We start from the raw sequence: 8,549 nt of genomic DNA, 5'->3' as shown, positions 1-8,549 counted from the left end.
TAGCATGAGTAGTTTTACAGGCAAAGCCGAAACGGATGATAACCACCTACTGAAGTAGGTGGTTTAGGGCTGAAAATAAAAAAAGGTAGCGACTCATTGCGCTACCTTTTATCGATTCTAACCCGCTTAAAATAACTAGTACGAACTTTAAGCCAGTTAAAAATAAGAATGAGCAAATTTAATTATGCTTTCTTAAGATCTTTAGCTGGGTAAGTTAGTGTTTTTTCGCCTGCTTTTACATGTGTGTAAAAACCGCCACTGCTTAAACCTGTAACAACCATTTCGCCAAGATCGATACCTTTAGTCGCTACTACTACGTCACCGATTGAAAACATATTGAATACCTTGTTTGTTTAGATTAAGACACTAAGTCGTTGCGCGGTATTTAATACGATATTAGGCAAAGCACCTAATCGAGTTTTTTATCGTAAAGATTAATTTATATTTGTCGTGAACTCTAAGTTTCCACATTGAAAATCACAGGATATTTTCCAAAAAAAGATGCGCTATTCTTGTGAAATACGGTAATATTTTCTAGCATCAAGTGCGGAGGTATTCTCCGCCCTCATTGGAGAAAAATGATGAAGAAAGGCCTAAAAATGCGTGCATTAGAGCGTTCTGATTTGCGCTTTATTCATGAACTGAATAACAACCGAAATATCATGGCCTACTGGTTCGAAGAACCTTACGAGTCTTATGACGAGCTCGAAGAACTTTATCGAAAACATATACATGATGACGCTGAAAGACGTTTTGTCGTCGAAGATGAAGACGGCATCGTAATTGGCTTAGTTGAGCTGATCGAGATTAACTACATTCACCGCAGCGCGGAATTTCAGATAATCATCGCCCCAGAGCATCAAGGCCGAGGTTATGCGACAGAGATGATTAATCGTGCGTTAGATTACTCATTCTCAATTCTTAATCTACGTAAAATCTACTTATTAGTCGCAGTGGATAACGAAGTCGCTATTCACTTATACAAAAAGTGCGGCTTTATCGAAGAAGGTCACCTTGTAGAAGAATACTTTATTAACGGCGCTTACAGCGATGTTAAGCGCATGTATATATTAAAACACCAGTACCAGAAAAAGATCGAAGAAAACAACTCAATTCACTAGTTCATTCTATCAAAGTAAAAACGCAGCTATTTGGGCTGCGTTTTTATTTATTCAAATTGATATTGATATGATAATACGATGCGCTTGTCTGCTTCATCCAGATAGGTGTTGTTGTCCATGACAAACGTCATTACGTTAAAAGAGTGGCGTTTGCTCACGAGGTAACCAAGACCAATACCACCAAAGAAGCCTTTGTAGTTCTCTCCTTCACTGTTTTCTGAGCCGTAAGTGCCTGCTGCGAAGCTGATTAACGTCAGCTCTTTGGTAAACGATTTCAGCGCAAATGCACCAACGTAACCGCTACTGCCTGAAGAGCTCATCATATTGAAGCCATTCTCTGCACTTGGCGTCCCCGTAAAGTTAGGCTAGCTACAGAGACTACTTTCTGCACCGTCACAAACAGGAACATCACCAGTGTTGTACGTATAGCCTGCCATTGGGAAAATTTGGAAGCCTGCTGGCTCAATCCCGAAATAACTTAGCGGCATAAAGGTACCAAAGCTGTAGTTGGTTTGATCCGCGCCGTTTACGTATTCATTTTTACCGAAGTTGAAGTTCACGATACCGACCGGAAACAACCACGAGCCACCAATACGCCACTCGCTCGCATCATCATTGATACGCAGGTTAATTTTGCGCGCTTGGTCAAGCGCAAGTGAGCCCGAGAATGAGATGTTTTGATCATCAAAATCGTAGTTGTTTGCGTACGACGCGCCAAATTTCGTGATGACTTTTGTTGGGTCATCCGCCAACTTGTTTTTATTGTCTTTTACTCGGTGCTCGGCACCATGAGCCAGCGTACTGACCAACAAAGTCGTACACACTAACGCTAGTTTATTTTTCATTTTTTAGTCCTTTGAGATGTTGAATACCCGCACTTAGCTGCGCAGAGACTTTTTGAATCATCACTCACTGGATGTGACAGAAGCGCCCTAACTACCTTAGATGGTGTGACAGCATCCAGTGCAGGTAGTTAGGGTGGAATGGCCTGTAAGGAAGGCGTTTTAGCGATTAGGAATGATTAGTTTTTCCAGTTGTAGCTCATGCTCATGAAGTACAGAGCAGGCTCATCAAAGCCAGCTTGTAAGCGTGGCGTTTCCGACGATTCCATCAAGATCGCTTCCAACGCGAAACCAATTGAGTTTTCTGAATCCAATTTGTAATCAATGCCTGTACCAATGCGGTACGCCTTGCCAGTAGGAACGGTAATGTCACCGTTTGATTGACTTTCATACATGCTGGTATCGAATGCAAAACCTGCATTCCACATCATTTTTTCATTCAGTTTGTACTGAGTACCTAATGCGATTTGGTAAGTGTCTTGTGTCTCTACGTTCAGCGTGGTTGTGTATTCGCTCCAGTCTTGCCAGTTCACGTTCCACATCACCGCTAGGTCATCATTCACTTCGTGGTAAGCACTGAAGATCAGTTGTTGTGGAGCAATGGAGTTACTCTTGTCGAATTCAAATTCGGTTTCAGAAGAGTAAGACAGACCAAGACGCGTGCCTGGTGTTGCTTCATAAAGCACACCTACTCGGCCGTTGAGCTGAGTATCTTGGTCTTCGTCATTGAAGTTCAAGACTCCCTTCGTTTCCACTTCATACATACCGTACTGAATACCAAGCGCCGCACCCACAGACCAGTGATCATTGATGCGGTAAGAAGCGGAAGGTTGAATGGTTAAGGCTTGCGTCGTTGCTGTAGGAATATCTAAATGATTATCCAAAAGACCTTCGTACTCGAGGCCAAGGCCGTAGTTGCCATACAGACCAATACCCAGCGTCCATTTGTCGTTTACTTGTTGGCTGTAAAATGCCGACGCCATAGGAACAAAACCAATCACGTTGCCCGCATCGCCAGTCATCGTGTCTAGTTGCGCGTCACCGTAAAGGCCAATCAGGTTACCAGAGAAAGATTTACCAGAAACATTCGCCAGACCAGCCGGGTTTGCTGCCATTACTGAGGCATCTTGCGCACGAGCCGCCATACCAGCGGATGCCAAACCAATATCCGATGCAGTTGTTTCGTAAAGGTATAACCCACCCGCTTGCGCAGCAGCACACGTCAGTAGAGAGCTCGCTACGACGATTTTTGAAAGATTTTTCATGCTAAAACCTATTATTGTTTGGGGAACCCACGCTGCGACGGTGGTTGTATATCAATGAAAGGCATTGGCCAATCGCACACAGCGTGGGGGTGTTGTGGAGTCAGTCAGTTGAAATCAGCGTTATTGCTCGCTCACCTCAAGTTCAGTGGGTTTCTTTCGCTTAAACTTCTCGCGCAGAGATTGCATCATCACGAAGAACACTGGCGTCAGTAACGTGCCTACAAACGTAGAGAGAATCATGCCGCCGAATACTGCAAAGCCCAGTGAGTGACGAGATGCCGCACCGGCACCCGATGCAATCACCAACGGGAATACCCCCCAGATGAAGGCAAATGCGGTCATCTGTACTGCACGGAAACGGATTCGAGCAGCTTCTTTGGCAGCATCAATGATGGATAAGCCCTTTTCTTCTCGCAGAACTTTGGCAAATTCCACGATAAGAATCGCCACTTTGGCGGACATACCGATCAAGATGACCACACCAATCTGCACATACAAATCGAACGGTTGTCCCACCAGCAGTAGCGTGCCCATTGCGCCGAGAATCGCGACTGGAACCGCCATCATTACCGCAGCAGGAATGGTCCAACTTTCGTACTGAGCCACCAAGAACAAGTAGGTGAACAGCAAAGACAATGCGAACGCGATTGGTGCCATGTTGCCTGCTTTCATCTCTTGGTAAGTCATGCCTGACCACTCGTACGAGTAACCACTTGGCAAAGATTCTGCAGCCAGTTTTTCAATGGCTTTTACAACATCACCCGAGCTGTAGCCTGGCGCTGGCGCACCGTTCACGGTTGCAGAACTGAACATGTTGTAGTTCGACAAGGTATCAGGGCCGAAGATCGGCTTCACTTTCACTAGCGTTGCCAGTGACACCATTTTTCCAGAGCTAGAACGAACAAACAGATGGTCGATGTCGTCGATGTTGTCACGATATTGCTCTTCTGCTTGCACTTTCACTTGGTACGAACGACCAAACAAGTTGAAGTCAGAAATGTAGGCACCGCCCAACTGCGCTTGCAGTGTGCTGAAGATTTCATTCAACGGTACGCCCATCGAAATCGCTTTATCGCGGTCAATATCGATGTAACGTTGCGGAATGTTGGCACGGAAAATCGAGAACGCACGCGCCACTTCAGGCAGTTGATTGATTTGGGCAACAAAATCAGCGGTTGTTTTTGCCAACTCTTGTGGAGAACGGCCCAAGTTGTCCTGCAGCACAAGGTTGAAACCATCCACCGCACCCATGCCTTTGATTGCCGGCGTCGCGAAAACGAACGAAGCGGCATCTGGCGTTGAGTTCAGCATTTGGTTAACTTTGTTCATCAACGCACGTTGGTGTAGTTCAGGGTCTTTACGTTTGCTCCAGTTATCCAGTTTGATGATCAACATGCCCGAGTTTGGAATCGACGCCATGTTAATTACCGAGAAGCCCGCAACCGAAACCACGTTCTCCACACCTTCCATCTGTTTTAGCTCATCAACGTACTTCTTCATTAATGGTGCAGTACGCTGCAATGCTGCTGCGTCTGGCAAACGCATTTCGACCATGAACACGCCTTTATCTTCGTTCGGTACGAAAGAGGAAGGTACGGTCATGAACGCAAATGCCAGCACCGCAATAAGCGCGCCATACACACCGATACTCAGCACAATACGACGGCTCAAGAAGCCAACTAAACCTTGGTATTTACGCGTTATTGCTTCAAAACCGCGGTTAAACGCACGCAAAGGCGCAATAGGTTGCGAGTGAGTAGATTTCAACATCAACGCACAAAGCGCTGGCGTTAACGTTAATGCGTTGATCGCAGAGATCAGCACCGACACACAGATGGTGACCGCGAACTGGTTGAACATTCGACCAGAAATACCCGGCAATAGCGCAACTGGTACAAATACCGCCAACAAAATAAGCGTTGTTGCCAATACTGGCCCCGTCACTTCTTTCATAGCTTGGATCGTGGCCGGAATCGGGTCTAAATGCTCTTCATGGATAACCCGCTCCACGTTCTCTACCACGATGATCGCATCGTCCACCACGATACCGATGGCGAGGATCAAGCCAAACAACGAGATCGTGTTAATGGTCATGCCCATCACGCCCATGATTGCGAACGTCGCAATGATGGAAACCGGAATCGCTAAGGTTGGAATGATGGTCGCTCGCCAGTTCTGCAAGAAAACGTACACAACGAAGGTGACAAGAAGTACTGCAATCACCAGCGTCTCGTACACTTCATCAATCGATGTCTCTACGTATTCGGTAGAGTCATACGCGATGTCGTAGACCAAATCATCTGGGAACGATTTCTCGTACTCTTTCATGGCCTCTTTCACGCGTTCCATCACGTCTAGCGCGTTCGCGGTCGGCAACTGGTACAAGGCCAGAACGGCGGCTGGTTCGTTATTCATACGACCAGCAGCTTCGTAACCTTGTGCACCAACTTCCACACGAGCCACATCTTTCAAGCGAATCAAAGAACCTTTCTTGCTCGCACGAATGATGATGTTCTCGAACTCTTCCGCAGAAGTGAGGCGGCCTTTGGTTTGCAAAACATATTGATATTGCTGGTCAACCGGAGCTGGCATACCACCGATCTTACCCGCCGCCACTTGGATGTTTTGCGTTTTAATTGCGCCAATAACATCGCTAGCAGAAAGCTTCAAGGTAGCCAGTTTATTTGGGTTCAACCAAATACGCATTGAGTAGTCTTTCTTACCCAGCAGCGTAATGTCACTCATACCTTCGATACGTTTTAGACGCTCGACAATATTGAGATCCGCGTAGTTAGAAAGGTAGATACTGTCGTGAGACTGTTTCGGAGAACGCAGTGTGATAACGCCCAGCATGTCGGAAGATTTCTTCTTAACCGTCACACCGATTTGGTTTACTTCTTGTGGTAGAGACGACGTCGCCTGTGCCACCAAGTTGTTCACACGAACCTGCGCCATATCGCCATCTGCGCCCACTCGGAAGTAAATACGCAATGTGTATGAGCCATCGTTACCAATCACAGAAGACATGTAAATCATGTCTTCAACGCCGTTGACTTTGGCTTCTATCGGTTGTGCTACGGTCTTTTTAACCACGTCCGCGTTTGCACCCGGATACATGGTGCTCACCGTAATTACCGTTGGAGAGATTTGAGGATACTCAGAAATTGGCAAGACTTTCAGGGCGATCATACCCATCAATGTCATCGCCAGTGAGATCACCAAAGCAAACTTCGGCCGGTGAATGAAAAATTTACTTAACATCAGTACTCACTCAGCCTTGTTCACTCTGTAGCTCAACGTCTTTCACCGTTGCACCCGGACGCACTTTTTGTAGACCATTGACGATGACTTTTTCGTTAGCCGCCAAACCAGTCAGTACAGCACGTTTCACACCGTAGGTCTGACCGAGTTCAACGTTACGACGAGACACCACGTGATCATCACCAACCACCATGACGTAGTCACCCGCTTGGTCTTGCTGAACAGCCACCGATGGGATAAGCAAACCATCAATGGTTTTGTTGCGCAGCTTGATGGTCAAGTTGCCATATTCACCCGGCATAAGCGCGTAAGTTGGGTTATCAAATTGTGCTTCTGCTCGAATTGAGCCTGTTTCTAAATCGATCTTGTTGCCAACGGCGTAGATCTTGCCATCTAGCGGATACAATGAACCGTCTGAAAGCGTCAGTGTTAAATCAACATCCAGTTTGTCATCGTTACGATGAGCCACATCAATCGCACTTCTTACGCGGCGGTAGAGCTTCTCATCCACATCAAAGCCAAAGCGAATTGGGTCGATTTGAGTGATCGAAACAAGAGGAACGAGTTGAATTTTCGAAATACGGTCACCCACTCGGAAGTTGCTGAAACCCACGCGGCCAGAGAAAGGAGCACGCACAGAGCTAAACTCAAGATCGAGCCTTGCTGAAACCAGCGTCGCTTTCGCCTCTTCTACCGAAGCAATCGCTGCGGCGTGCGCGGCAATGGCGTCATCGTATTGCTGCTCACTGATGCTTTTATCTTTGATGAGTTTCTTCACACGTTCTGCATCACGCGTAGTTTGAACGAGTTGTGCTTTTGCTTTTTGCAACGACGCTTTTGCATACGCCAGTGCCGCTTTGTAAGGACGGTCGTCGATTTCAAACAGCAATTGGCCTTTTTCGACCATATCGCCATCTTTAAAATGAATCGCGGTTAATTCGCCACCGACTCGAGGCATAATATCAACGTCATTTACCGCTTCAGTTCGACCGATAAAAGTATGATAAGGAGTGATTTTTGTTTCGGTTAGGGTAACGGTTTCAACAGAGGGTGCTTGGGCAGTTTTCGTTGCGATATCGCCAGTTTTGCATCCTGATAGTAATGCAGAAGATATAGCAATAGATACCAACGCAAATTTATATTTGGCTTTCATGATAAACCTACTTTATATAGAAAGTGCTTTGGCCTAGATATTTAAATATATGGATAAACCTACTTTCTATTCTGTAAATAAACGAGGGAGTTAGAATTGGTAGTTAAATTCGATACGGTGATCACCATCACCGAAATTAACGTGCTCATTCCAGTTTGCAAAGTAACGAATATTTGCGCGAGGATTAATTTGATAAGACAACGCAAACTCATGAGTCAAGATATTATCTTCACCCGCATAATAAGTATCTTTATATTGACTAGACCCTGACAACGTATGCATATACATTGGGTTGTAGTTAATCCAGATTTTATCGGTTAATTCAATTTTTGAGTACATACCCACAACAGTGAAAGTACCTGGAATTTCATAACCTTTGTCATCACCACTAAAATCATTAGCAATAGTGACACCCGCACCAGCTAAAGGAAATAGCTGCAACATACCAAACTTAGGTAGACCTTGAATAAAGCTATAAGATGCATCTAATTTATCGTTATCAACGTCGTAGTTTACATCTAATTGACGGCCTAGACCTTTTGCGACTTCTACTTGGAAATTACGTAGTCTGAAAGAGTCAATGCTGTCATCAACGTTGGCATATATTGGATCGTCATTGTCGCGAATGCCAAATAGCTCACCACCAATGCCTTTCATTTCAATGATGTTCATCGCCATGGTACCAGGCTGGCTAGATTGGTAAGTTTGACCGATTTTGATGTTCGCGCCTTTATCAGTAATACCAAAGCCAGCTTGGGTGTATACCGCAAGTGGGTCAGACATATCTTGTAGTTCTTCGTTATTGTTTGTCTGCGCATAGGCAGAAGACGCGAGTTGTAGGGCTGCAACCATAATGGCAACAGACGGTTTCACTAAATTCATAAAACTGTATCCATTTTAATGATTA

8 protein-coding genes are annotated in these 8,549 nt (G+C 45.5%); 1 reads left to right on the top strand and 7 read right to left on the bottom strand.

Annotated features, from left to right (window positions below; genetic code table 11):
• Positions 1-182 precede the first annotated feature (182 nt).
• The gene (locus tag R7P36_RS22115) at positions 183-335 is read right to left on the bottom strand and encodes a hypothetical protein (RefSeq protein ID WP_005375418.1); all 153 of its coding nucleotides are present in this window, start codon (positions 333-335) and stop codon (positions 183-185) included.
• A gap of 246 nt (positions 336-581) precedes the next feature.
• Here R7P36_RS22115 and speG point away from each other — a divergent pair, with 246 nt between their 5' ends.
• Positions 582-1,121 (top strand): spermidine N1-acetyltransferase, encoded by a 540-nt coding sequence (speG, locus tag R7P36_RS22110; RefSeq protein WP_005375417.1) that lies wholly within the window; start codon positions 582-584, stop codon positions 1,119-1,121.
• 47 nt (positions 1,122-1,168) lie between these two features.
• On the opposite strand, the gene R7P36_RS22105 is transcribed toward speG, so the two are convergent.
• The 6 genes from R7P36_RS22105 to R7P36_RS22080 all read right to left on the bottom strand — a co-directional run bounded on the left by R7P36_RS22105 (position 1,169) and on the right by R7P36_RS22080 (position 8,524).
• Positions 1,169-1,444, bottom strand: a complete 276-nt coding sequence (locus R7P36_RS22105; RefSeq protein ID WP_250154946.1) for a hypothetical protein — start codon at positions 1,442-1,444, stop codon at positions 1,169-1,171.
• Positions 1,445-1,486: 42 nt separating this feature from the next.
• Complete coding sequence (locus R7P36_RS22100; protein WP_250154945.1) at positions 1,487-1,966, bottom strand: hypothetical protein; 480 nt, start codon at positions 1,964-1,966, stop codon at positions 1,487-1,489.
• Between the two features lie 176 nt (positions 1,967-2,142).
• The gene (locus R7P36_RS22095; protein ID WP_213899142.1) at positions 2,143-3,228 is read right to left on the bottom strand and encodes an OmpP1/FadL family transporter; all 1,086 of its coding nucleotides are present in this window, start codon (positions 3,226-3,228) and stop codon (positions 2,143-2,145) included.
• 120 nt (positions 3,229-3,348) lie between these two features.
• The gene (gene vmeQ, locus R7P36_RS22090) at positions 3,349-6,489 is read right to left on the bottom strand and encodes an efflux RND transporter permease subunit VmeQ (RefSeq protein ID WP_213899141.1); all 3,141 of its coding nucleotides are present in this window, start codon (positions 6,487-6,489) and stop codon (positions 3,349-3,351) included.
• A 10-nt stretch (positions 6,490-6,499) separates the two neighbouring features.
• Positions 6,500-7,642 (bottom strand): efflux RND transporter periplasmic adaptor subunit VmeP, encoded by a 1,143-nt coding sequence (gene vmeP, locus R7P36_RS22085; RefSeq protein WP_063518257.1) that lies wholly within the window; start codon positions 7,640-7,642, stop codon positions 6,500-6,502.
• A 90-nt stretch (positions 7,643-7,732) separates the two neighbouring features.
• Positions 7,733-8,524, bottom strand: coding sequence for a hypothetical protein (locus R7P36_RS22080; RefSeq protein ID WP_017635247.1), 792 nt, complete (start codon positions 8,522-8,524; stop codon positions 7,733-7,735).
• Positions 8,525-8,549 lie beyond the last annotated feature (25 nt).

The organism is Vibrio sp. 397 (assembly GCF_033339395.1).
GTDB classification, from domain to species: domain Bacteria; phylum Pseudomonadota; class Gammaproteobacteria; order Enterobacterales; family Vibrionaceae; genus Vibrio; species Vibrio alginolyticus.
This window is presented reverse-complemented; position numbering and strand designations above follow the sequence as displayed.

What these genes read in the sequence shown, in the direction of transcription:
- R7P36_RS22115 (WP_005375418.1), bottom strand. Translation starts at nt 335, where the DNA reads ATGTTTTCAATCGGTGACGTAGTAGTAGCGACTAAAGGTATCGATCTT.
- speG (WP_005375417.1), top strand. Translation starts at nt 582, where the DNA reads ATGAAGAAAGGCCTAAAAATGCGTGCATTAGAGCGTTCTGATTTGCGC.
- R7P36_RS22105 (WP_250154946.1), bottom strand. Translation starts at nt 1,444, where the DNA reads ATGATGAGCTCTTCAGGCAGTAGCGGTTACGTTGGTGCATTTGCGCTG.
- R7P36_RS22100 (WP_250154945.1), bottom strand. Translation starts at nt 1,966, where the DNA reads ATGAAAAATAAACTAGCGTTAGTGTGTACGACTTTGTTGGTCAGTACG.
- R7P36_RS22095 (WP_213899142.1), bottom strand. Translation starts at nt 3,228, where the DNA reads ATGAAAAATCTTTCAAAAATCGTCGTAGCGAGCTCTCTACTGACGTGT.
- vmeQ (WP_213899141.1), bottom strand. Translation starts at nt 6,489, where the DNA reads ATGTTAAGTAAATTTTTCATTCACCGGCCGAAGTTTGCTTTGGTGATC.
- vmeP (WP_063518257.1), bottom strand. Translation starts at nt 7,642, where the DNA reads ATGAAAGCCAAATATAAATTTGCGTTGGTATCTATTGCTATATCTTCT.
- R7P36_RS22080 (WP_017635247.1), bottom strand. Translation starts at nt 8,524, where the DNA reads ATGAATTTAGTGAAACCGTCTGTTGCCATTATGGTTGCAGCCCTACAA.